Below are 21,565 nucleotides of genomic sequence, written 5' to 3' on the forward strand. Positions count from 1 at the left end.
GCTGCCGATTGGCCGTTCGGCGCTGACACAATGGCGACATCGTGACCGACATATTTTCCGCCGGATCCGGCCGCTACCCGGCCGACGCGCCGGCCTCCGAGGCCCTGTTCGACCGCGCCAAGGCCATCGTGCCGGGCGGGGTGAACTCCCCCGTGCGCGCCTTCCGTGCCGTCGGTGGCACCCCGCGCTTCATGGTCCGGGGGGAGGGCCCCTGGCTCTACGACGTCGACGGCCGGCGCTATGTCGACCTGGTCTGCTCCTGGGGCCCGCTGATCCTCGGTCACGCCCACCCCGAGGTGGTCGAGGCCATCCGGGAGGCCGCCGGCAAGGGCACCAGCTTCGGCACGCCGACGCCCGGCGAGGTCGAGCTGGCCGCGGAGATCGTCGACCGCACCCCGGTGGAGCAGGTCCGGCTGGTCAACTCCGGCACCGAGGCCACCATGTCGGCGATCCGGCTGGCCCGCGGCTTCACCGGCCGTTCGAAGATCATCAAGTTCTCCGGCTGCTACCACGGCCACTCCGACGGGCTGCTCGCCGCCGCCGGCTCCGGCGTGGCCACCCTCGGCCTGCCCGACTCGCCCGGCGTCACCGGTGCGGCGGCGGGCGACACCATCGTGCTGCCGTACAACGACATCACGGCGGTGGAGAAGGTCTTCGCCGACGAGGGCCGGCACATCGCCGCGGTGATCACCGAGGCCGCCGCCGGCAACATGGGCGTGGTCGCCCCGCGCGACGGCTTCAACCAGCGGCTCGCCGCGATCGCCCACGCCGAGGGCGCGCTGCTCATCGTCGACGAGGTGATGACCGGTTTCCGGGTCTCCCGCGCCGGCTGGCACGGGCTCGACCCGTCCGACGCCGACCTGTGGACGTACGGGAAGGTCATGGGCGGCGGCCTGCCCGCCGCCGCGTTCGGTGGGCGCACCGAGATCATGGATCGACTGGCCCCCGCCGGCCCGGTCTACCAAGCCGGCACCCTCTCCGGTAACCCGCTGGCCTGCGCCGCCGGCCTGGCCACCCTGCGGCTCGCCGACGATGCGCTCTACCGCCGGCTCGACCAGACGGCCGCCACCGTGGGCCGGCTCGCCGCCGACGCGCTGGCCGCCGCCGGGGTCCCGCACCGCCTGTCGTCCGCGGGCAACATGTTCTCGATCTTCTTCACCGACGCCGAGGTGCGCGACTACGACAGCGCCCGCACCCAGCAGGTGCCCGCCTTCAAGGCGTTCTTCCACGCGATGCTCGCCGCCGGCGTCTACCTGCCGCCGAGCGCGTTCGAGTCGTGGTTCGTCTCGGCGGCGATCGACGACGCCGCACTGGAGCAGATCGCGGCCGCGCTGCCGACGGCGGCGAACGCGGCGGCAGCGGCGGGGCACGGGGGGTAGGGAACGTGAGCGCAACGGTTGTCCACGTGCTGCGGCACGGCGAGGTGCACAACCCGGACCAGATCCTGTACGGGCGGCTGCCCGGCTTCCGCCTGTCGGAGCTGGGCATCCAGATGGCGAAGGCGGCGGCGCAGGCGCTCGCCGAGCGGGAGATCGTGCACGTGGTGGCGAGCCCGCTGGAGCGCGCCCAGCAGACCGCCGAGCCGATCGCCGCCCAGTTCGGGCTCCCCGTCGGGGTCGACGAGCGGCTGATCGAGAGCGCCAACTGGTTCGAGGGCAAGAAGGTCTCGCCGGGCGACGGCTCGTTCCGCGACCCGCGCAACTGGTGGGTGCTGCGCGACCCGGTCACCCCCTCCTGGGGCGAGGCCTACCAGGCCATCGCCGAGCGGATGTTCGCCGCGCTGCACGCCGCCCGGGTCGCCGCCGAGGGGCGCGAGGCCGTCCTGGTCTCCCACCAGCTGCCGATCTGGACGCTGCGCCGCCACGTCGAGCGCAAGCGGCTCTGGCACGACCCGCGCCGCCGGCAGTGCGGCCTGGCCAGCCTCACCTCGTTCCACTTCGACGGCGCGAAGGTCACCGGGATCGGCTACAGCGAGCCCGCCGCGCACCTGATCGCGATGTCGACGACAGCCCGGACGGCCAAGGGGGCCTGATGCGTTCCCGGAGGCCGATCGCCGTCCTGCTCGCCGCCGTCACCGCCGGGGCGGCGCTGGTCGGCTGCTCCGCGGAGAACGGGGAGAGCCGCTGCGCCAACGACGGCGGCATCGTCGCGTGCGCGCCGGACCAGCGCTCGGCCGCCCCGAAGATCGCCGGTGAGCTGCTCACCGGCGGCCGGTACGACGTCTCCGAGGCCCGTGGCCAGGTGGTCGTGCTCAACTTCTGGGGCTCGTGGTGCGCGCCCTGTCGGGCCGAGGCCGACGACCTGGAGGCCACCTACCAGGCCACCAAGGCCGCCGGGGTGACCTTCCTCGGCATCAACGTGCAGGACAGCAGGGACAAGGCGGTCGCCTTCGAGGAGGGTCGGGTCACCTACCCGAGCCTGTTCGACCCGGCGAGCCGGCTCGCGCTCGCCCTGGAGATCCCGCCGAACACCGTCCCGGCCACCGTCGTGCTCGACCGCGACGGCCGGGTCGCCACCGTGATCCGGGCGGCCGTCAAGCAGGACGGCCTGCAACCGATCGTCGAGCGGATCGCGGCCGAGCAGCCGCCCGCCGGTTCCCGCTGATGGGCGAGACGTTCCGCCAGGTCGCCGAGTCGGGTCCGCTGCTGTTGGCGATCGGGGCGGCGGCGCTCGCCGGACTGGTCAGCTTCCTCTCCCCGTGCGTGCTGCCGCTGATGCCCGGCTACCTGTCGTACGTGACCGGGCTCGCCGGCGCGGACCTGGAGGGGCGGGCGCGGGCCGAGGAGCCCCCGGCTGGCGACGCGGCCCCCGGGGACGCGGGCGCGGCCGGCGGCGGAGTGGCCGTCGCGACGCCCGTGGCCGCCCGGCCGGCGGCGGCGGTCAAGGGGCGGGTGCTCGCCGGAACGCTGCTCTTCATCGCCGGCTTCACCGTCGTCTTCACCGCCACCGCGATCCTCTTCGCCAGCTTCGGCCGCGTCTTCTTCGACCACGAGCGGACGCTGGAGATCGTCATCGGCACGCTGGTCGTGCTGCTCGGGCTGAGCTACCTGGGCGTGGTCCCCGGCATGCAGCGCGAGTTCCGCATCCAGCGGCTGCCCGCCGCCGGGCTGCTCGGGGCGCCGGTCCTCGGCGCGGTCTTCGCGCTGAGCTGGCTGCCCTGCACCGGCCCGACGCTGGGCGCGGTGCTCGGGATGGCCACGGCGGCCGGCAAGACCGACCGGGCCGTGGTGCTGGCCGTGGCCTACTGCCTCGGCCTGGGGTTACCGTTCGTCGTCTTCGGGCTGGGCTTCCACCGCCTGCTCGGGGTCTTCCGCGCCGTCCGGCGCAACAGCCGCTGGGTCACCCGCATCGGCGGGGCCCTGCTGATCCTGATCGGCCTGGCGCTGGTCACCGGCGGGTGGCAGAACTTCGTGATCTGGCTGCAGACGACCGTGGGCGTGGGCGAGGTGAGCATCTGATGACGACCGTGGACGACCGGCCGGCCACCCCGCCGGCCGAGGCGCCCCGGCGGCGGCCCAACCCGGTGCTGGCCCTGCTCCGCAACTCGTGGCGGCAGCTCACCAGCATGCGTACCGCCCTGGTGCTGTTGTTCCTGCTCGCGGTCGCCGCCATCCCCGGCTCGGTGCTGCCCCAGCGTGGCGTCAACCCGGAGAAGGTGAACGAGTACTTCCGGGCGCACCCGGAGCTGGCCCCGCAACTCGACCGGATCGGCGCCTTCGAGGTCTTCGGCTCGGTCTGGTTCTCCGCGATCTACCTGCTGCTGTTCACCTCGCTGGTCGGCTGCATCCTGCCCCGGATGCGCGACCACCTGCGCGCGCTGCGGTCCCGGCCGCCGGCTGCGCCGAAGCGGCTGGAGCGGCTGCCGCAGCACACGGTGCTGCCGGCGCACGCGCCCACCGACCCGGCGGCGATCGCCGCCGTGCTGCGCCGGCGCCGCTGGCGGGTCGAGGTACGCGGCAACGAGGTCTCCGCCGAGAAGGGCTACCTCAAGGAGACCGGCAACCTGCTCTTCCACACCTCGCTGGTCGCGGTGCTGATCGGGGTCGCGCTCGGCTCCTGGTACGGCTGGCACGGCAACAAGCTGCTGGTCGCCGGCGAGGAGAACGCCTTCTGCAACACCCGCCAGCAGTACGCCGAGGCATCGCTCGGCCCGCGGGTGGAGAGCGCCGACCTGCCCGGGTTCTGCCTGACCCTGGACGGCTTCGACGCCCGGTTCCTCCCCTCCGGCCAGCCGGAGAGCTACCGGGCCTCGGTGACGGTGGACGAGCCGGACGGGTCGAAGCGGACGGCCGCCTTCTCGGTCAACTCGCCGCTGCGGCTCGGCTCCGCCAACGTCTACCTGCTCGGCCACGGGTACGCCCCGGTGCTGAAGTACACCGACCGGTACGGGCGCAGCCAGACCAGTACGGTGCCGTTCCTGACCAGCGGGGACGTCAACCTCACGAGTGAGGGTCTGGCCGCCTTCCCGGACGCCAACGTCGACCCGAAGACCGGCAGCCGCGCCGCCGACCAGCAGGTCGCCTTCGACGGGCTCTACCTGCCGACCGCGCCGGACAGCGCGCCCTTCGTCGAGTCGAAGTACCCGACCGAGCGGAACCCGGCGGTGGTGCTGACGGCCTACCGGGGCAACCTCGGGCTGGACGCCGGCATCCCCGGCTCGGTCTACCAGCTCGACCAGCGCCAGGTGACCAGCGGCAAGCTCAAGGAGATCGGCCAGAAGAAGCTGGGCGTCGGGGAGAAGTGGACCCTGGACGACGGCAGCAGCCTGGAGTTCGTGGGCACCAAGCCGTACATCACGCTCTCGGTGCGGCACGCCCCCGGCCAGACGCTGATGCTCGGCGCCTGCGTGGTGCTGCTGGGCGGCCTGATGGGTTCGCTCTTCGCCCGGCGCCGGCGGGTCTGGTTCCGGGTCGACCCCGGCAGTGGATCTCCGACGAGCGGTAGTAGTTTGGTGGAGGCCGGTGGGCTGCCGCGCACCGAGCATCCAGGGTTCGCCGACGAGTTCGCGCAGGTCGTCGCCGCGGTCAGCGGCGACGGACGGCCCGACGGGCGGGCGCGAGAGGGAGTCGAGTGATGTCCGCAGTCTCCGACCAGCTGGTGACGTTCGCGATCCTGGCGTACCTGGTCGCGATGATCAGCCACGCCGTCGAGTACGCGCTGGGCAACGTCCGCGCGGTGTCGGCCGCCCCCGCTCGTGAGCTGGTCGGCGCCGGAGTGGGCGCCACCGGCGGCCCGGTCGACGCCTCCGCCGCGCCGGTGGCCGCCGAGACCCGGCGCAGCCGGTCGGCGCAGCGGGCCCGGCTGGCCGGGCGGATCGCCGCCGGGGTCACCGTGCTGGCCGCCGCGCTGCACCTCGGGGCGCTGGTCACCCGGGGCATCGCCGCCGAGCGGATGCCCTGGGGCAACATGTACGAGTTCGTGCTGACGGTCACCTGGATCGGCACGGCGGCCTGGCTGGCAGTGCTCGTCAAGCGCCCCGCGCTGCGCCGGCTGGGGCTCTTCCTCACCCTGGTGATGGTGCTGCTGCTCGCCTTCGCCGAGCTGAAGCTCTACGTCCAGGTGGTGCCGCTGATGCCGGCGCTCCAGTCCTACTGGTTCATCGTCCACGTGTCGACGATCGTGTTCAGCTCGGGCATCTTCCTGCTGGGCGTGGTGCCGGCGATGGCGTTCCTGATCCGCAACGGGTACGAGCAGGGCAAGCGGAGCTTCCCGTACACGCTGGCCCGGCGGCTGCCCGCGGCGGCCGGCCTGGAGCGGCTGACCTTCGCGCTGCACGCCTTCGCATTCCCGGTCTTCACCTTCGCGGTGATCGCCGGCGCGATCTGGGCCGAGGCGGCCTGGGGTCGGGCCTGGGGCTGGGACCCGAAGGAGACCTGGGCCTTCATCTCCTGGGTGGTCTACGCCGGCTACCTGCACGCCCGGGCGACCCCGAGCGTGAAGCGCAACGTGGCCACCTGGATCGCCGTGCTCGGCTTCCTGACCATGCTGATGAACCTGTTCGGGGTGAACTTCTTCTTCACCGGCCTGCACTCCTACGCGGGGGTGGAGTGAGCCGGCCGGTCAGCACCCGGTCCACGCCCAGCGTGACCTGGTAGGCAATTCCGGCACGTCGGCCAGCTCGATCCGCTCCGCCGGCGCGTCCCGCCACCCTCCGCAGAATGTAGAACTACACTTCTAAGAACTGTACTTCTACGAGATGCGGTGACGGCATGACCGGGCTGGCGAAGCCGCAAGTGATCTTCGATCGGGACGTCGAGTGGACCGAGTTGGCCCGCTTCGCCGCCGACGAGCGTCCGGGCGCCACGCTCGGGGTGGTCAGTGGTCGACGTCGGCAGGGCAAGACGCTGCTGCTGTACGAACTCGCCCGGGCGAGCAGAGGCTTCTACTTCGGGGCCACGGAGGCGACGTCCGCGGAGTCGCTCCGACGGCTCGGCGAAGCGATCGGCGCGTTCACGGGCGCCCCCGGGCCCGTCCACCTTGCCGACTGGGCCGGCGCCGTCGACGCGCTGCTCGCCCTCGGACGCGACCGGCCGACGACCGTGGTGATCGACGAGTTCCCGTACCTGGTCCGCGCCGCACGGGACCTGCCGTCGATCATTCAGCACGCACTCACGCCGGGACGGCCGGAGCGGGTCGGGTCGCGGACCCGCCTCCTGCTCTGCGGCTCGGCCCTGTCCTTCATGGGCAATCTCCTTGCCGGTTCGGCCCCGCTGCGCGGCCGGGCTGGGCTGGAACTGTCGGTCCAGCCCCTCGACTACCGCGCGGCGGCGACCTTCTGGGGCATCGAAGACCCGGCGCTGGCGGTGAAGGTGTTCGCCATCGTCGGCGGCACACCGGCCTACCGGAGGGAGTACGTCCAGGACGACGCACCGACCGGGCTGGAGGACTTCGACGCCTGGGTCACCCGCGCGGTGCTCAACCCGGCGCGTCCACTCTTTCGGGAGGCGCGGTACCTGTTGGCGGAAGACCCGGACCTGCGTGACACGGCGCTCTACCACTCGGTGCTTGCCGCAGTTGCCGAGGGGAACGCCAGTCGTGGCGGAATCGCCGGCTACATCGGGCGGAAGGCGAATGAGCTGCAACACCCCCTCACCGTGCTGGAGGACGCCGGCCTCCTGCTCCGCGAGCCGGATCCGCTGCGGAGCGGGCGCAGCAGTTACCGGATCACCGAACCCCTCATCACCTTCTACCAGGCGGTCATGCGACCGGCCTGGACGGCGTTGGAGCAGCGCCGGGGCGGAGACGTCTGGCGTCGATCACAGCGCCGGTACGCCAGCGCGGTGCTCGGGCCGCGGTTCGAGGAGATCGTCCGGCAGTGGTCGTTGCGCTTCGCCGATCCGGACGTCCTGGGCGGGTTGGTCGGTGAGGCCAGCGCGGCCACGTTGACCGATCCCGCCACCCGGACCAGTCACGAACTCGACCTCGTCGCGCTCGGCGAGCCGCCCCTCGGCGACGGCCCCCGCCCACTGCTCGCCATCGGTGAGGTGAAGTGGGGCCGCCGGCTGGGCGTACCCGATCTGGAACGGCTCGGGCGGCTGCGCGAGCTGCTGCTTCCGCGACCCGGCTTCGACGCGCGCGATACCCGACTGCTGCTGGCGAGCGCGGAGGGTTTCACGGAGGAGTTGACGGGTGCGGCGAGCAGTCGCGAGGACGTCGTTCTGGTGGATCTCGACATGCTCTACGCCAGGGCCTGAGGCGATCAGGGCTCGGCGGGTCAGCCGCCGAACCAGCCGGGGACGTCGAGGCGGAAGAACTGGTCCGGGGTCACCCGCCGCAGGTCGTCCTCCATCGCGCTGACCCGCTCCGCGCCGAGGGTGGCCACCCAGCGCTCGCGCAGCGCGTCGAAGACGACCGCCGAGCGGCGCAGCCCGTCGACCCCCCGCTCGGTCATCCGGACCAGCTTGCGCCGGGCGTCGGTGGGGTCGTCGGCGCGTTCCAGGTAGCCGAGCGCGACCAGCCGGTCGACGGTCTTGCCGGCCGCCTGCTTGGAGACGCCGAGGCGCTGGCCCAGCTCGCCGGCGGTGGTGCCGTCGACGCCGACGGCCTGGAGGACGAAGCCGTGCAGTGGCCGCAGATCCGGGTGCCCCTGCCGGGCCAGCTCGGCGTGCAGGTCGTCGATCAGGGTACGGAAGCCGGCGAGCAGCAGCAGGGGCAGCACGAAGCCGGGACGGTCAGACTCAGGCGTTGTCATGTTCGACAACCTCGTTTACTATTTGGTCAACCACGTTGACGATCGTACCCGAGGGGTTTCGCCATGTCCGTCTTCACCGCCCACACTCCCGAGACCGCGCCCGCCGCCGCCCGCCCCACCATGGCCGGCGTGCAGCGCAGGCTCGGTCACCTCCCCGAGGCCGTCGCCCGGATGGCCGAGTCGCCCGAGCTGCTCAAGGGCTTCCTCACCGCCAACGCCACCTTCGAGTCCACCGACCTCGACCCGGTCGAGCGGGAGGTCGTGGTGCTGACCGTCGCCACCCGCAACGAGTGCCACGTCTGCGTGGCGATGCACACCGCCACCCTCACCCGGCACGGTGCCGATCCGGCCCTGACGGCCGCGCTGCGGGCCGGCGCGCCGCTGGCCGATCCGAGGCTGGAGGCGCTGCGCCGGTTCACCGTCGCCGTCCTCGACCACCGGGGCGCGGTGCCCCAGGGCGAGCTGGACGCGTTCCTCGCCGCCGGCTGGCGCTCCCGGCACGCCCTCGACGTGGTGCTCGGCGTCGGCACGTACACGATCTCCACCTTCGCCAACCGACTCACCGACGCCCCGCTCGACCCCGCCCTGGCCGGATACGCCTGGGAGCCGGCCGCCTGACCGGCGGGGCTCACTCCCGTAGGAAGGTCACCAGCAGGGCGCTCGTCTCCACCGGCCGCTCCTCGAAGATCCAGTGACCGCTGTCCTCGATCACCTGACCGGTGACCGTGGTGGCGTACCGGCGCACCTGGTCGGCCACCCCTTCACCCAGGCTGGCCTGCGCGCCGACCGCGAGCACCGGCATGGCCAGCGGTGTCTCCCGGTACGCCGCGTTGTCCGCGACGTCCTGGCTCAAGGCCCGAAAGCAGGCGAAGCTGGCCCGCAGGTGGGCGGGGTCGCTCAGGTGCCGGGCGTACTCGTCGACGTCGTCGGCACTGATGCTGCCCGTGTTGACCATGATCGAGTCGGTGAAGCGCTCCACCCAGAGCGCCTCCCGGCCGGCCACCATCTCCTCCGGCAGGCCGTTGGCGACGTTGAAGAAGCCGAAGTTCCACAGCGCCGGCCCGGCGGCGGTGAGCGCGGGGAACGCGTAGACGCTCTCGTCCGGGATCGGCGCCTCGGTCAGCACCAGCCGGGACACCGCGTCGGGATGGGCGGCGGCGTAGGCGTACGCGACCATCGTGCCCAGATCGTGGCCGACCAGCCGGATGTCACCGGCCAGGCCCAGCCCGGTCAGCAGCCCGTGCACGTCGGCCGCCAGGGTCTTCTTGTCGTACCCGTCGGGTGGCGCGTCGCTGTCGCCGAAGCCGCGCAGGTCGGGCGCGACCACCTGGTACGAGGTGGCCAGTTGCGGCAGCAGCCCCCGCCACATCCGCCAGCACTGCGGATAGCCGTGCAGCAGCACCAGGGTGGGCCCCCGGCCGCCCCGGACGTAGTTGATCGCCACATCGCCGACCTGGGCTCGCTGCTCGTAGAACCCCGCCGGTACCCGCCCGTCGCCCATCGCCGCTCCCCGTCTCGACCGGCGGCTCGACTACCCGGCCGGCCACCACCCATGCCGACGCGCGCCTCGCGGCTGGGCGGTGGTTCGTCGAGCCTGCGGGCGGCGGACGCCCGCCGGGCGAGGTGGCGGGCCGTCCGGGGCCCGGACCGGACGGGACTTCGCCGCCGCGCCGTGCGCCGGGAGGCGTGGGGAGACGCACACCGCCCGGGCCGACCCGGCGTGGGCGGGGCGTCCCGGGGTGCGGGAGACTGGCGGCATGGCGGCTCGTGGCTTCCCGTACACCGATCTCAAGGACTTCCTCGCGGCGCTGGAGCGCGCGGGCGAGCTGCGGCGGGTGAGCGTCCCGGTCGACCCCACGCTGGAGATCAGCGAGGTGGTCACCCGGACCGTCCGGGCGGGCGGCCCGGCGCTGCTCTTCGAGCGGCCCACCCGGGGCGAGATGCCGGTGGCGATCAACCTCTTCGGCACCGAGAAGCGGATGGCGATGGCGCTCGGCGTCGAGTCGCTGGACGAGATCGGCGACCGGATCGGCGCGCTGGTCAAGCCGGAGCTGCCGGTCGGCTGGTCCGGCATCCGCGAGGGCCTGGGCAAGGTCATGCAGCTCAAGTCGGTGCCGCCGCGCAAGGTGAAGACCGCCCCCTGCCAGCAGGTGGTCTACCGCGGCGACGACGTCGACCTGAACCGGCTGCCCGGCCTGCAGGTGTGGCCCGGCGACGGCGGGATCTTCCACAACTACGGGCTGACCCACACCAAGCACCCGGAGACCGGCAAGCGCAACCTCGGGCTCTACCGCCTCCAGCAGCACAGCCGCAACACGCTGGGCATGCACTGGCAGATCCACAAGGACTCCACCGCGCACCACGCCGTCGCCGAGCGGCTCGGGCAGCGGCTGCCGGTGGCCGTCGCCATCGGCTGCGACCCGGTGGTCAGCTACGCGGCGAGCGCCCCGCTCCCCGGCGACATCGACGAGTACCTGTTCGCCGGTTTCCTGCGCGGCGAGCGGGTCGAGATGGTCGACTGCCTCACCGTGCCGTTGCAGGTGCCCGCGCATGCCCAGATCGTGCTGGAGGGCTACCTGGAGCCCGGCGAGCGGCTGCCCGAGGGGCCGTTCGGCGATCACACCGGCTTCTACACCCCGGTCGAGCCGTTCCCGGTGCTGCACATCGAGGCGATGACCATGCAGCGCGACCCGGTCTACCACTCGATCGTCACCTCCAAGCCGCCGCAGGAGGACCACGGCCTGGGCAAGGCCACCGAGCGGATCTTCCAGCCGCTGCTCAAGCTGCTGATCCCGGACATCGTCGACTACGACCTGCCGGCCGCCGGGGTGTTCCACAACTGCGCGATCGTGTCGATCCGCAAGCGCTACCCGAAGCACGCGCAGAAGGTGATGAACGCGATCTGGGGCGCGCACCTGATGTCGCTGACCAAGCTGATCGTGATCGTCGACGAGGACTGCGACGTGCACGACTACAACGAGGTCGCCTTCCGCGCCTTCGGCAACGTCGACTACGCCCGCGACCTGCTGCTCACCGAGGGCCCGGTGGACCACCTCGACCACTCGTCGTACCAGCAGTTCTGGGGCGGCAAGGCCGGCGTCGACGCGACCCGCAAGCTGCCCGCCGAGGGCTACACCCGGGGCTGGCCGGAGGAGATGACCATGTCGCCGGAGGTCGCCTCCCTGGTCGACAAGCGCTGGAAGGAGTACGGAATCTGATGACGGCCGTGCTGGAGCCCGTCGAACGCCCGGGCCGGGTCAAGTCCTTCCTCAAGCTGGTCGCGATCGAGCACTCCGTCTTCGCGCTGCCCTTCGCGTACCTGTCGGCGCTGACCGCGATGCGGGTCGACGGCGGGCGGGTGCGCTGGCTCGACCTGCTGCTGATCACCGTGGCGATGGTGGGGGCGCGGACGTTCGCGATGGCCGCCAACCGCATCCTCGACCGGCGGATCGACGCCCGGAACCCGCGTACCGCGAACCGGGAACTGGTCACCGGCGCGGTGAGCGTGCGCACGGCCTGGACCGGCGCGGCCGTCGCGCTGGTGGTCTTCCTGGCCGCCGCCGCGTTGCTCAACCCGCTCTGCCTGGTGCTCGCGCCGCTCGCGGTGATCCCGCTGGTCGTCTACCCGTACGGCAAGCGGTTCACCAACTGGCCGCACGCCATCCTGGCGATCGCCCAGGCGGTCGGACCGGTCGGCGCCTGGCTCGCGGTCACCGGCACCCTGGACGGCTCCTGGCCGGCCTGGCTGCTCGGCGTGGCGGTGGGGCTGTGGATCGGCGGCTTCGACCTGATCTACGCCTGTCAGGACGCCGACGTCGACCGGGAGATCGGCGTGCACAGCGTCCCGGCCCGGTACGGGCTGCGCTTCGCGCTGCACGCCTCCACCGTCGCGCACGTGGTCACCTTCGCGCTGTTCATCTGGTTCGGCGCGCTGGTCGGCTTCGGCTGGCTGTGGTGGATCGGCCTGGCGTTCACCGCCCTCGCCTTCGGCTACCAGCACGTGGTGGTCAGCCCCACCGACCTGAGCAAGGTCAACCGGGCGTTCTTCACCGCGAACGGCTTCGTCGGCATCGCCCTCTTCCTCTTCGCCCTGCTCGACCTCACCATCCGCCTCCACCTCCACCCCTGACCGACCCCACCCGGCCGGAAGGCGGGGTCAGGGGGTGGGGTAGCGGGCGCTTTCCAGGGTCCAGTCGAGGGTGCCGCGGACGGCGTTGGCGACGCCGTCGAGGTGGGTGGTGACGGCCGGGTCGAGGGCGGGGCCGAACGACGGCACGTCGGCGCGGAGCGCGACGAAGCGGTCCATCGCCGCCTGCCAGCGCTCGGCGGTCAGGTCCACGGCGGTGTCCAGTGGCACCCCCCGTTCGCCGGCCACCGCCAGCACCAGGTTGTGCCCGCCCGAGGTGGCCCGGTCCCGCTCCAGCGAGGCGAGGTCGTTGTACCAGGAGAGCAGGTCGTTGCCGAGCTCGCCGATCCGGCGCAGCGCCGGGTGGTGGTAGACCGGGTCCGGCAACGGCCGCCCGGTGGCGAACTCGATCAGCGGGTACGAGACGTACGCCGCCGACGTCGCCCGGCGCAGCTGGACGTACTCGGCGACCGAGGGGCGCCGGCCGAGGTCCTTGGCGACCGACTCCCGCCACGTGCCGTCCAGGTGGTCGGCGACCGCGTCGGCGAAGCGCAGCCGCCAGCGGGCCGGCATCCGGCGCCGGGGCACCCGCCAGGCGTCGACCAGCAGCCGGCGCAGCGGCCCGCCGAACCCGGGATGCCGCCGGCGTGGGCCGTCCCGCAGCAGGCTCAAAGCCCCGGCCCGCAGCGCCCTGATCTGCTCCGGCGCGAGCCGGTCCGGCCCGTCGCAGGCGTCGTCGACCAGGAAGAACCAGGTGAACAGGGCGGCCAGGGTACGCAGGTCCGGCTCGGTGGCGTCCGGGTAGAGCCGGCCCGCGTACCGGGCGAAGCCGGCCCGGTCCAGCCGCTCCCGGGCGCTGGAGTCCAGCGGTACGCCCAGCCGGGGCAGTCGGTCCAGCAGCCACTCCTGCACCGGGTCCGCGTACGGCGAGAGCCGGGGCGGGATCGGGCACCCGGCCCGCAGCGACCGGAGCACCTCCTCGACCATGGCTCGATCCCTTCCCGTGCGGCGTGGGCCGCCGACGGCAGCATGGCAGGTCCGCCACGCTCCCGCCGTCCCCGCGCACAGCGGGGTGCCGCGGCGACACGCAGCGCAGCGGTCGGGGGGTCGCCGGGCGGGGCGCGGCGGCGACCAGGCAGGCTGGACGACATGCGCGAACCATGGGTGGTCGGGGTCTCCGGCGCGTCCGGCACCCCGTACGCGGCGGCGGTCGTCAACGGGCTGCTCGACGCCGGCGAGCCGGTGGACCTGATCGTCTCCCGGGCCGCCCGGCTGACCGTGCTCGACGAGACCGGCCGCCCGTTCCGGGACGGCCACTGGGCCGAGGACCTGGCCGCCTGGCTGGGTCGCGACCTCGCCGATGCCGACGTGCGGCACTGGCCGGCCGGTGACATCGCCGCCGGCCCCAGCAGCGGCTCCTACCGGGTACGCGGGATGGCGGTGGTGCCGGCGAGCACGGCCGCCTGCGCCGGTATCGCCGTCGGGCTCTCCAAGGACCTGTTGCAGCGCGCGGCCGAGGTCAACCTCAAGGAGCGCCGGCCGGTGGTGGTGGTGCCCCGGGAGACGCCGGTGACCCGCAGCCACCTGGAACACCTGATCGCGTTGCACGATGCCGGGGCGGTGGTGCTGCCGGCCAGTCCGGGCTTTTACGGCTCCGGAGCCTCGGCCACCGCACAGCAGTTGGTCGACTTCGTGGCCGGCAAGGTGCTGGACGCGCTCGGCGTGCCGCACACGTTGTTCCGGCGGTGGTCGGGGCAGTTGGCCGCCGACCGGTCGTAGCGGGAGCGGAACCTCGCCTCAGACGGGCGCGGACCGGACCTGTCGGCCGGCCCGCGATCCGTCTCGCACCATTCAGTACATCCCGGCGTTGGCCGGCCCCGGTCCGGTCGAGGCGGCGGGACCGACATTGCGCGGCTTGCCGATGTCCTCCCCCTCGTCCAGCATGCCCTCCCCTTCCAGCAGGGCCCGCACCTCGGATTCCCGAAACCGGCGATGCCCGCCTGGAGTCCGGATGCTGCCGATCCGGCCGGCCGCCGCCCATCGCGTCACAGTCTTCGGGTCAACCCGAAACAACGCGGCGACCTCACCCGGTGTCAGCAGGCGATCTCCAGTGTCCACAGCCCCCTCCTCGCGTCGACGAAGCCCTCGGCTGAACACACTGCCCCCGGCCGGTGCGAGCCCAGAGCCGTCATGAGGGACGTATGGCAATTACAGCACCAGCGACCTGGCCTGTCCGCCAAACGCGAAAAACGCACTGAGTGGGAAGTTAGGAAATATTACCCGGGTCCGGCCCCCATCACGCTGAGTCTGCAAATAGTTACGTGTTGTCATGTTCAACGGGTGCCGGCCGCCCGACGTTACGCCCGGACAGCTAGGGTCACCTTCCGTGGACGCCATCGACCTGAGCCTCGTCGACCTGCTGCGCGGCAACGCCCGACTGTCGTACGCCGAACTCGCCCGGCAGGTCGGCCTCTCCGCCCCGGCCGTGCACGAGCGGGTCGGCAAGCTGGAGTCCGGCGGCGTGATCCGGGCGTACCGGGCGGAGGTGGAGCCGGAGGCGGTCGGGCTCGGCGTGACCGCGCTGATCGGCATCGTCGAGGACTCCGGCGGGGACGCCGAGGACGTGCTGGAGGCGTTCCGCCAGATGCCCGAGATCGAGTCCTGCTACTTCATGGCCGGCGTCGAGTCCTTCCTGCTCAAGGCGCGGGTCGGCACGATCGCCGAGCTGGAGGCGCTGATCGTGCGGCTCAACCGCACCCCGGGCGTGGCGTCCACCCGCACCGGCATCGCCCTGTCGACCAAGTGGGAGAACCGCCCGCAGCCGCTCGGGACGCCGGGGAGCTGACCGTCCGGCTCTGGCGTCGCCCGCCCGGCAGCGATACCTTGCGCCGATGACGACCCCCGTACGCGGCGCCGCCGTGGTCACCGGTGCGGCCGGTGGGCTGGGCCGGGCCATCGCCGCCGCGCTGCAGGCCGACGGCTGGTCCGTACTCCTGACCGACCTGGACGCCGGCGCGGCCGCCACCGCCGCCGCGCCGCTCGGTGGCTGGTCCCGGGCGCTGGACGTGCGCGACGAGGCGGCCTGCGCCGAGGTCGCCGCCGAGGCGGCCGGCGGGACGGCCGGCGGGCTCGGGCTCTGGGTCAACAACGCCGGCATCCTGGTCACCGGGCCGTCCTGGGAGCACGACGCGGCGACCCGGCGACGGGTGGTTGAGGTGAACGCGCTCGGCGCGATGACCGGCACCCTGGCCGCGCTGGCCGTGATGCGCGCGCAGGGGCACGGGCACGTGCTCAACGTCGTCTCCCTCGCCGGACTGATCGCCGCGCCCGGCGAGACCGTCTACGCGGCCAGCAAGCACGCGCTGCTGGCGTTCAGCCTCGGCACCCTGGCCGACCTGCGGATGGCCGGCCTGACCGACGTACACGTGTCGTGCCTGTGCCCGGACGGGATCTGGACGCCGATGCTGCACGACCGGCTCGACGACCCGGGGGCGCTGGCCTCCTTCACCGGGACGATGCTGACCCCGCAGCGGGTCGCGGCGCGGGCCGCCCGGCTGGCCCGCCACCCCCGTCCGGTGGTCAGCCTGCCCCGCTGGCGCGGCGCGCAGGTACGGCTGCTGGACGCGCTGCCGCGGCTGGCGCTCGCGCTGACCCCGGTGGTCCGGGCCGTCGGCCGGGCCGGGCAGCGCCGGCAGCGGCACCGGGTCGGGCCGGACGGGAGCTGAGCTCACTTGTAACGTTGCCGGCGTGACTCATCTCGACCGGTGCGACGAGGCCAGCCGGATCTGGGTGACCGAGGCGATCGCCACGGTCGAGGCGGACGCCAACCGCTCCGCCGACACCCACCTGCTGCCCTTCCCGCTGCCCCGGGCCTGGGGGATCGACCTCTACCTCAAGGACGAGTCGGTCCACCCCACCGGCTCGCTCAAGCACCGGCTGGCCCGTTCGCTCTTCCTGTACGGGCTCTGCAACGGCTGGATCGGCCCGGAGACCACCATCATCGAGGCGTCCTCCGGCTCCACGGCGGTCTCCGAGGCGTACTTCGCGCGGATGCTGGAGCTGCCGTTCGTGGCGGTGATGCCCGCCTCCACCTCACCCGAGAAGATCACCCAGATCGAGTTCCACGGCGGACGCTGCCACCTGGTCGAGGACCCGGCCAAGGTGGTGATCGAGGCGCGCTGGCTGGCCGAGGACAGCGGCGGGCACTTCATGGACCAGTTCACCTACGCCGAGCGGGCCACCGACTGGCGGGGCAACAACAACATCGCCGAGTCGATCTACGCGCAGCTCTCGCTGGAGCGGCACCCGATCCCGGCCTGGGTCGTGATGGGCGCCGGCACCGGCGGCACCAGCGCCACCATCGGCCGGTACGCCCGCTACCGGCGGCTGCCCACCAAGCTCTGCGTGGTCGACCCGGAGAACTCGGCGTTCTACCCGGCCTGGCAGGCCGCCGACTGGTCGGTGCGCACCGGTCGCGGCTCGCGGATCGAGGGGATCGGGCGGCCGACCGTCGAGGCGTCCTTCCTGCCCTCGGTGGTGGACCGGATGACCCAGGTCCCGGACGCCGCCTCGCTGGCCGCCATGCGCGCCGGCTCGGCCGTGCTCGGCCGCCGGGTCGGCGGCTCCACCGGCACCAACCTCTGGGGCGCCTTCGGGCTGATCGCCGAGATGCTCGCCGCCGGCCGGACCGGCTCGGTGGTCACCCTGATCTGCGACGCCGGCGACCGGTACGCCCGCACCTACTACGACGACGCCTGGGTGTCCGCGCAGGGGCTGGACCTGGCCCCGCACCTGGCCACGATCGAACGGTTCCTCGACAGCGGCGCCTGGCCGGTCTGAACCGGCCGGCTCAGCGGGCGTCGACCCGCTCGGCCAGGCCGGGATAGTGCCGCACCAGGCCGTCGGCGTCGAGGGTCAGCTCGGCCCGGAAGCCGTCGCTGGCGAACCGGACCCGCCCCGGCCCGAGCGGGGTGTAGACCTGCTCGGCGGGGACCACCTCCAGGCTCGGCGCCAGCACCCACGCCACGGTGACCGTGTGCGGGAGGTCCGGCGTCGCCCCGGTCAGCCCCAGCCGCCGGACCGGCAGGGCGTTGAAGAGCGGCGACCCGCTCAGGTCGACGTCGAGGGCGTCGTACAGCCGGTCCGGGTCGTCGGCGCCCGGCAGCCCGGCCGGCGGCTGCCCGGCGGCCCGCAGCGCCGCGTCGAGGTCGCCCTGCTCGGCGGTGGTCACCCGCCAGCCGTCCCCGCCGCGCTCCAGCCGCACCCGCCGCGACCAGCCCGCCCCCTCGGTCGTCACCTCCAGCGACTTGGTGGCCCCGTCCGCGCCGGCGGTCAGCTGGTAGCGGCACGTCCATCCGATGGGGTCCACGGCGACCTGGGTGCCGTGCGCGACGAATCCGGGGCCGTCGTCGAGGACGGCGTGCTCGGCGCCGGCGATGTCCGTCCGGCTCCAGAAGAGTGACCTCGGCATGATTCGGACGTTACGCCAGCCGGCCGACACCGGCAGCGCATGCGGAAACGCCGCCGCGGAGCGCGAGCTCCGCGACGGCGTTCCGGGTGTTCGGACGGATCAGTGGGTACGCGCCGGCGGCCGGCCGCCGAAGCCACGCCGGTCGTCGCGCGGACGGTCGTCGCCCCGCGCCTCGGGGCGGAACCCGCCCCGGCGCTCGGTGCCGCGCTGCTCGCCGCCGAAGCGCCGCTCGCCCTGCGGCCGGTCGCCGAAGCGCTCGCCGCGGTCGCCGTAGCGGTGCTCGCCGGCCGGCCGGTCGGTGCGGTCGCCGAAGCCGCGCTGGCCCCGGTCGCCGAACGAGCGGTCGCCGGCCGGCCGGTCGCCCCGGCCGTCGGAGCCGCGCTGGCCCCGGCCGTCGAAGCGCCGCTCGCCCTGGGGGCGGTCGGCGTAACCCCGGTCGCCCCGGTCGCCGAAGGAACGCTCGCCCGCCGGGCGGTCGCTGCGGCCGTCGAAGCCGCGCTGGCCCCGGTCGCCGAAGGAACGCTCGCCCGCCGGGCGGTCGCTCCGGCCGTCGAAGCCGCGCTGGCCCCGGTCGCCGAAGGAACGCTCGCCCGCCGGGCGGTCGAAGCGGCGCTCGCCGAAGCGTTCGCCGCGCCCGTCCCGGTCACCGAACCGGCGCTCGCCGGTCGGCCGGTCACCGAACCGGCGCTCGCCGGTCGGCCGGTCACCGAACCGGCGCTCGCCGGTCGGCCGGTCACCGAACCGGCGCTCGCCCCGGTCCGGGCGGTCACCGTAGCGGCGCTGCCCGGCGGCGCGGCGCGGCTCCGGCTCCTCGCGGACCGGGACGCCGCTGGGCTCGCGGGCACCGGTCAGCTCGGCCAGGGTCGGGTCGCCGACGCGGACCCGGGTCTCGGCCGGCGCGACGCCGGCCTTCTCCATCATCGCCAGCGTGGTGCGGCGCTGCTTGGGCAGCACCAGGGTCGCCACCGCGCCGGACTCGCCGGCCCGGGCGGTACGGCCCGCGCGGTGCAGGTAGTCCTTCGGGTCCTTCGGCGGGTCGATGTGCAGCACCAGGGAGACCCCGTCGACGTGGATGCCCCGGGCGGCCACGTCGGTGGCGACCAGGACGTTCATCCGGCCCTCACGGAACTCGGCCAGCGTCTTGGTACGCATCCGCTGGGTCTTGCCACCGTGCAGGCCACCGGCCCGTACGCCCACCGCGGCGAGCTGCTCGACCAGCCGGTCGACCCCGAGCTGGGTACGCGCGAAGAGCATGGTCCGGCCGTCGCGGGCCGCGATGGACGCCGCCACCGCGAACTTGTCGTGCGGCGGGATCAGCAGCATGTGGTGGTCCATGGTGGACACCGACGCGGTCGACGGGGCGGTCGAGTGGGTCACCGGGTCGGTCATGAACCGCTTGACCAGCGAGTCCACGTCACCGTCCAGAGTGGCCGAGAAGAGCAGTCGCTGGCCGTCCGCCGGCGTCTTCGCCAGCAGCTGGGTCACCTCGGGCAGGAAGCCCATGTCGGCCATCTGGTCGGCCTCGTCGAGGACGGTCACCTCGACGTCGTCCAGGTGACACACGCCCCGGTTGATCAGGTCGCCGAGCCGGCCCGGTGTGGCCACGACGATCTCCACGCCACGGCGCAGCGCGTCGATCTGCCGGTCGTACGGCACCCCGCCGACGGCGGTCTTGAGGAAGATCCCGACGGCCTTGCCGAGCGGCATCAGGGCGTCGTTGACCTGCATGGCGAGTTCCCGGGTGGGGACCAGCACCAGGGCCCGGGGGTGCAGCGGACGGGCCCGGTTGCGGTCGGCGAGCCGGGCGATCAGCGGCAGCCCGAAGGCGAGGGTCTTGCCGGAGCCGGTCTGGCCCCGGCCGAGCACGTCCCGGCCGGCGAGCGCGTCGGGCATGGTGGCCCGCTGGATCTCGAACGGGGTGGTGATGCCCTGTCGGGCGAGCGCCTCGACCAGCGGCCGGGGCAGGCCGAGGTCGGCGAAGTCGACGTCGGCGGCGGGGGTGTCCCCGACGGTCGGGTCGAGGACGGACGGAGTGGTGCCGGGGTCAGCGAAGGTGGTCAAGAAATGCCTTTCGAGCGGGGCGCATCTTCGCGATGGCCCGCTGCGGCTGCACGCCGCCGAATCGCCCGCAAGATCGCCCATGGGCGCGCACCACGCGCGCCAGGTCAGTGATCTCCACAAGTGTACGGCGGCCCGGCGACGCCGCCAGTCGATCGCGAGGGGGTAGTGGGCGGGCTCACCCTCGCCCCGCGTACGCCCACGGACCGGACGGCGTGGCCCGGACCGCCCGTGGTCACTTGTTCAGGATGTTGCCCACCAGGCCGTCCATGGCGTCGTTGGCGAGCAGGACGATCAGCACGCTGATCGCCACCAGCAGCCCCAGCGAGGCCGCCAGGACGACCACCACCCGGGTGGTGCGGGACCGTTCGGCGGGCGTGTCGGCCCAGCCCTGGGCCAGGATGTGCCCGGTCAGCGAGCCGGAGTTCTCCAGCGGGTTGCCGGCCGGGAAGGAGACCGTGGCGAAGCCGGGCCCCTCGGTGCCGCCGTAGACGGTGCTCGCCAGGTCCGGGCCGCCCCGGTAGGGCGTACCGGGCCGGCCGAGGGCGCCGGCGGCCGGCGTACCCCAGGCGGGGCGCTCGACGGGGGTCGACGCCGGCCGGACCGGCGGGGCCGGCGGGGCCGAAAGCGGCGCGGCGGCCCGGGCGGGTGGCGCGGAGACCTGCGCGGCGGCCCGGAACGGCGGCGCGGCGGCGGGCGGGGCGGAGACCGGCCTGCCTGCGCCCGGCATGGCTGGCGGCGGCGGGAACGGCGGGGCCGGCATCGGGCCCGGCGGGGGCGGCGGCGGGGGCACCGCCGGCCCGGGCGGGGGTACCGGCGGGCCGGGCACGGGCGGAACCGGGCCGGGCGGGGTCGGGCGCGGGCCGGGCGGGGTCGGGCGCGGCAGCGGGGGCGCCGGCGGGGGGAACGGTCCGGGCGCCGGCGGTTCCGGGATCGGCGTCGGTGCGGGCGGGGCGGGCGGGGGCGGGGGCGCGGGCCTGGGCGGCTCCGGGGTCGGTGCGGGCTCCGGCTCGGGCGTCGGCGGGGTGGGCGGCTGGGCCGGCTCCGGGGGCTGGGCGGGCTCGGGCGGTTCCGGGTTGACCGGTGTCGACCGGTAGACGGTGGCGGCTCCGCCGCCGGCCCGGGCGACCGCGCCGGCGGCGGCCTCCTCGGCCGAGACCCGGCTCAGCCCCGGCACGGAGGCGCTGGCCCGGGTGCCCGGCGTCGAGCTACCGCCGCGCTGTCCGGGTACCGACGCGGCGCCCACCACGGGCGCGGAGCCGGTCGGGACGCGTGCCCAGCCGGAACCCTCGGCCGGGTCGGCGGCGCTCTCCCCGCCGGCCCGGGCGCTCTCCGGCGCGCCGGCCCGGTAGGTGGTGCCGGCGGCGGGCGGGCCCGGCAGGTCTCCGTCCTGTGGTGGCGCGGTCACGGTGGCGACGCTGGCCCGGGCGCGGGCGGGCGTGGCGGACGGCGACGGCTGGGACACGGCCGGCGGGGCGTCCGCGTTCGCGCCTCCTTCCGGGCGGTCCGCTGCCGGCCCGGCGTCGGGGGCTGCCGGCCCGGTGTCGGGGGCGGCCGGCGAGGCATCAGGTGCGGCCGGGGCGGCGTCGGGCGCGCTCGATGCCACGTCCGCCCGCGGCCCGTCGACCTCGGAGCGTCCGGTCGGGGCGGCCGGTTCGGGCACGGATCCGGGGTCGACGGTCTCCGCCGGAATCTGTCGCTCGCCCATGCTCGCCCTCCG

21 protein-coding genes are annotated in these 21,565 nt (G+C 74.0%); 14 read left to right on the top strand and 7 right to left on the bottom strand.

Annotation, left to right across the window (positions count from 1 at the left end; genetic code table 11):
- Positions 1-41 precede the first annotated feature (41 nt).
- The 7 genes from hemL (at position 42) to M2302_RS22995 (ending at position 7,694) form a co-directional block, all read left to right on the top strand.
- Entirely contained in the window at positions 42-1,379 is a 1,338-nt protein-coding gene (gene hemL / locus M2302_RS22965; RefSeq protein ID WP_280839912.1) for a glutamate-1-semialdehyde 2,1-aminomutase, read from the top strand.
- A gap of 5 nt (positions 1,380-1,384) precedes the next feature.
- Positions 1,385-2,032: a histidine phosphatase family protein gene (locus M2302_RS22970; protein ID WP_238451630.1), complete on the top strand. Its 648-nt coding sequence runs from the start codon at positions 1,385-1,387 to the stop codon at positions 2,030-2,032.
- Positions 2,032-2,604, top strand: coding sequence for a TlpA disulfide reductase family protein (locus M2302_RS22975; protein WP_280839913.1), 573 nt, complete (start codon positions 2,032-2,034; stop codon positions 2,602-2,604). Before M2302_RS22970 ends, M2302_RS22975 begins: the two co-directional genes overlap by 1 nt.
- Positions 2,604-3,458 (top strand): cytochrome c biogenesis protein CcdA, encoded by an 855-nt coding sequence (locus M2302_RS22980; RefSeq protein ID WP_280839914.1) that lies wholly within the window; start codon positions 2,604-2,606, stop codon positions 3,456-3,458. The genes M2302_RS22975 and M2302_RS22980 overlap by 1 nt, the downstream gene beginning before the upstream one ends.
- Positions 3,458-5,074, top strand: a complete 1,617-nt coding sequence (locus M2302_RS22985) for a cytochrome c biogenesis protein ResB (protein ID WP_280839915.1) — start codon at positions 3,458-3,460, stop codon at positions 5,072-5,074. Before M2302_RS22980 ends, M2302_RS22985 begins: the two co-directional genes overlap by 1 nt.
- A complete protein-coding gene (ccsB, locus tag M2302_RS22990; RefSeq protein WP_280839916.1) occupies positions 5,074-6,051 on the top strand; it encodes a c-type cytochrome biogenesis protein CcsB in 978 nt (325 codons plus the stop codon). The genes M2302_RS22985 and ccsB overlap by 1 nt, the downstream gene beginning before the upstream one ends.
- A gap of 158 nt (positions 6,052-6,209) precedes the next feature.
- On the top strand, positions 6,210-7,694 hold the full coding sequence (locus tag M2302_RS22995) for an ATP-binding protein (RefSeq protein WP_280839917.1): 1,485 nt from the start codon (positions 6,210-6,212) through the stop codon (positions 7,692-7,694).
- 20 nt (positions 7,695-7,714) lie between these two features.
- On the opposite strand, the gene M2302_RS23000 is transcribed toward M2302_RS22995, so the two are convergent.
- Positions 7,715-8,191: a MarR family winged helix-turn-helix transcriptional regulator gene (locus M2302_RS23000; RefSeq protein WP_280839918.1), complete on the bottom strand. Its 477-nt coding sequence runs from the start codon at positions 8,189-8,191 to the stop codon at positions 7,715-7,717.
- A gap of 63 nt (positions 8,192-8,254) precedes the next feature.
- On the opposite strand from M2302_RS23000, the gene M2302_RS23005 reads away from it, so the two are divergent.
- Positions 8,255-8,809 carry a carboxymuconolactone decarboxylase family protein gene (locus tag M2302_RS23005; protein WP_280839919.1) on the top strand — a complete coding sequence of 185 codons (555 nt, stop codon included), beginning with the start codon at positions 8,255-8,257 and terminating at the stop codon, positions 8,807-8,809.
- A gap of 10 nt (positions 8,810-8,819) precedes the next feature.
- On the opposite strand, the gene M2302_RS23010 is transcribed toward M2302_RS23005, so the two are convergent.
- A complete protein-coding gene (locus M2302_RS23010) occupies positions 8,820-9,692 on the bottom strand; it encodes an alpha/beta hydrolase (RefSeq protein WP_280839920.1) in 873 nt (290 codons plus the stop codon).
- Positions 9,693-9,948: 256 nt separating this feature from the next.
- Between M2302_RS23010 and M2302_RS23015 the strand changes: the two genes are divergently transcribed.
- Together M2302_RS23015 and mqnP are read left to right on the top strand one after the other, a co-directional pair.
- Positions 9,949-11,409 carry a menaquinone biosynthesis decarboxylase gene (locus M2302_RS23015; RefSeq protein ID WP_210778277.1) on the top strand — a complete coding sequence of 487 codons (1,461 nt, stop codon included), beginning with the start codon at positions 9,949-9,951 and terminating at the stop codon, positions 11,407-11,409.
- A complete protein-coding gene (gene mqnP / locus M2302_RS23020; protein WP_280839921.1) occupies positions 11,409-12,320 on the top strand; it encodes a menaquinone biosynthesis prenyltransferase MqnP in 912 nt (303 codons plus the stop codon). Before M2302_RS23015 ends, mqnP begins: the two co-directional genes overlap by 1 nt.
- Positions 12,321-12,347: 27 nt before the next feature.
- Here mqnP and M2302_RS23025 read toward each other — a convergent pair whose 3' ends face one another.
- Positions 12,348-13,304: a terpene synthase gene (locus tag M2302_RS23025; RefSeq protein WP_280839922.1), complete on the bottom strand. Its 957-nt coding sequence runs from the start codon at positions 13,302-13,304 to the stop codon at positions 12,348-12,350.
- A gap of 162 nt (positions 13,305-13,466) precedes the next feature.
- On the opposite strand from M2302_RS23025, the gene M2302_RS23030 reads away from it, so the two are divergent.
- Entirely contained in the window at positions 13,467-14,096 is a 630-nt protein-coding gene (locus M2302_RS23030) for a UbiX family flavin prenyltransferase (RefSeq protein ID WP_280839923.1), read from the top strand.
- A gap of 72 nt (positions 14,097-14,168) precedes the next feature.
- On the opposite strand, the gene M2302_RS23035 is transcribed toward M2302_RS23030, so the two are convergent.
- Positions 14,169-14,435: a BldC family transcriptional regulator gene (locus tag M2302_RS23035; RefSeq protein ID WP_088959312.1), complete on the bottom strand. Its 267-nt coding sequence runs from the start codon at positions 14,433-14,435 to the stop codon at positions 14,169-14,171.
- Between the two features lie 268 nt (positions 14,436-14,703).
- Between M2302_RS23035 and M2302_RS23040 the strand changes: the two genes are divergently transcribed.
- Genes M2302_RS23040 through M2302_RS23050 form a run of 3 tightly spaced genes read left to right on the top strand, consistent with a single transcriptional unit; the run spans position 14,704 to position 17,156 of the window.
- Positions 14,704-15,162, top strand: a complete 459-nt coding sequence (locus tag M2302_RS23040) for an Lrp/AsnC family transcriptional regulator (protein ID WP_280839924.1) — start codon at positions 14,704-14,706, stop codon at positions 15,160-15,162.
- A gap of 46 nt (positions 15,163-15,208) precedes the next feature.
- On the top strand, positions 15,209-16,042 hold the full coding sequence (locus M2302_RS23045; protein WP_280839925.1) for an SDR family oxidoreductase: 834 nt from the start codon (positions 15,209-15,211) through the stop codon (positions 16,040-16,042).
- 22 nt (positions 16,043-16,064) lie between these two features.
- A complete protein-coding gene (locus tag M2302_RS23050; protein ID WP_280839926.1) occupies positions 16,065-17,156 on the top strand; it encodes a PLP-dependent cysteine synthase family protein in 1,092 nt (363 codons plus the stop codon).
- A 10-nt stretch (positions 17,157-17,166) separates the two neighbouring features.
- On the opposite strand, the gene M2302_RS23055 is transcribed toward M2302_RS23050, so the two are convergent.
- The 3 genes from M2302_RS23055 to M2302_RS23065 all read right to left on the bottom strand — a co-directional run bounded on the left by M2302_RS23055 (position 17,167) and on the right by M2302_RS23065 (position 21,553).
- Positions 17,167-17,787, bottom strand: a complete 621-nt coding sequence (locus M2302_RS23055; RefSeq protein ID WP_280839927.1) for a putative glycolipid-binding domain-containing protein — start codon at positions 17,785-17,787, stop codon at positions 17,167-17,169.
- A gap of 99 nt (positions 17,788-17,886) precedes the next feature.
- A complete protein-coding gene (locus M2302_RS23060; RefSeq protein WP_280839928.1) occupies positions 17,887-19,848 on the bottom strand; it encodes a DEAD/DEAH box helicase in 1,962 nt (653 codons plus the stop codon).
- Positions 19,849-20,080: 232 nt separating this feature from the next.
- Entirely contained in the window at positions 20,081-21,553 is a 1,473-nt protein-coding gene (locus tag M2302_RS23065; protein ID WP_280839929.1) for a hypothetical protein, read from the bottom strand.
- Positions 21,554-21,565 lie beyond the last annotated feature (12 nt).

The sequence above is a fragment of the Micromonospora sp. A200 genome, assembly GCF_029893845.1.
In the GTDB taxonomy this organism is placed as follows: Bacteria; Actinomycetota; Actinomycetes; order Mycobacteriales; family Micromonosporaceae; genus Micromonospora; species Micromonospora purpureochromogenes.

Excerpts from the sequence above, each read along its gene's own strand:
- M2302_RS22975 (WP_280839913.1), top strand. The coding sequence starts at position 2,032 with ATGCGTTCCCGGAGGCCGATCGCCGTCCTGCTCGCCGCCGTCACCGCC.
- M2302_RS22980 (WP_280839914.1), top strand. The coding sequence starts at position 2,604 with ATGGGCGAGACGTTCCGCCAGGTCGCCGAGTCGGGTCCGCTGCTGTTG.
- M2302_RS22985 (WP_280839915.1), top strand. The coding sequence starts at position 3,458 with ATGACGACCGTGGACGACCGGCCGGCCACCCCGCCGGCCGAGGCGCCC.
- ccsB (WP_280839916.1), top strand. The coding sequence starts at position 5,074 with ATGTCCGCAGTCTCCGACCAGCTGGTGACGTTCGCGATCCTGGCGTAC.
- M2302_RS22995 (WP_280839917.1), top strand. The coding sequence starts at position 6,210 with ATGACCGGGCTGGCGAAGCCGCAAGTGATCTTCGATCGGGACGTCGAG.
- M2302_RS23000 (WP_280839918.1), bottom strand. The coding sequence starts at position 8,191 with ATGACAACGCCTGAGTCTGACCGTCCCGGCTTCGTGCTGCCCCTGCTG.
- M2302_RS23005 (WP_280839919.1), top strand. The coding sequence starts at position 8,255 with ATGTCCGTCTTCACCGCCCACACTCCCGAGACCGCGCCCGCCGCCGCC.
- M2302_RS23010 (WP_280839920.1), bottom strand. The coding sequence starts at position 9,692 with ATGGGCGACGGGCGGGTACCGGCGGGGTTCTACGAGCAGCGAGCCCAG.
- M2302_RS23015 (WP_210778277.1), top strand. The coding sequence starts at position 9,949 with ATGGCGGCTCGTGGCTTCCCGTACACCGATCTCAAGGACTTCCTCGCG.
- mqnP (WP_280839921.1), top strand. The coding sequence starts at position 11,409 with ATGACGGCCGTGCTGGAGCCCGTCGAACGCCCGGGCCGGGTCAAGTCC.
- M2302_RS23025 (WP_280839922.1), bottom strand. The coding sequence starts at position 13,304 with ATGGTCGAGGAGGTGCTCCGGTCGCTGCGGGCCGGGTGCCCGATCCCG.
- M2302_RS23030 (WP_280839923.1), top strand. The coding sequence starts at position 13,467 with ATGCGCGAACCATGGGTGGTCGGGGTCTCCGGCGCGTCCGGCACCCCG.
- M2302_RS23045 (WP_280839925.1), top strand. The coding sequence starts at position 15,209 with ATGACGACCCCCGTACGCGGCGCCGCCGTGGTCACCGGTGCGGCCGGT.
- M2302_RS23055 (WP_280839927.1), bottom strand. The coding sequence starts at position 17,787 with ATGCCGAGGTCACTCTTCTGGAGCCGGACGGACATCGCCGGCGCCGAG.
- M2302_RS23065 (WP_280839929.1), bottom strand. The coding sequence starts at position 21,553 with ATGGGCGAGCGACAGATTCCGGCGGAGACCGTCGACCCCGGATCCGTG.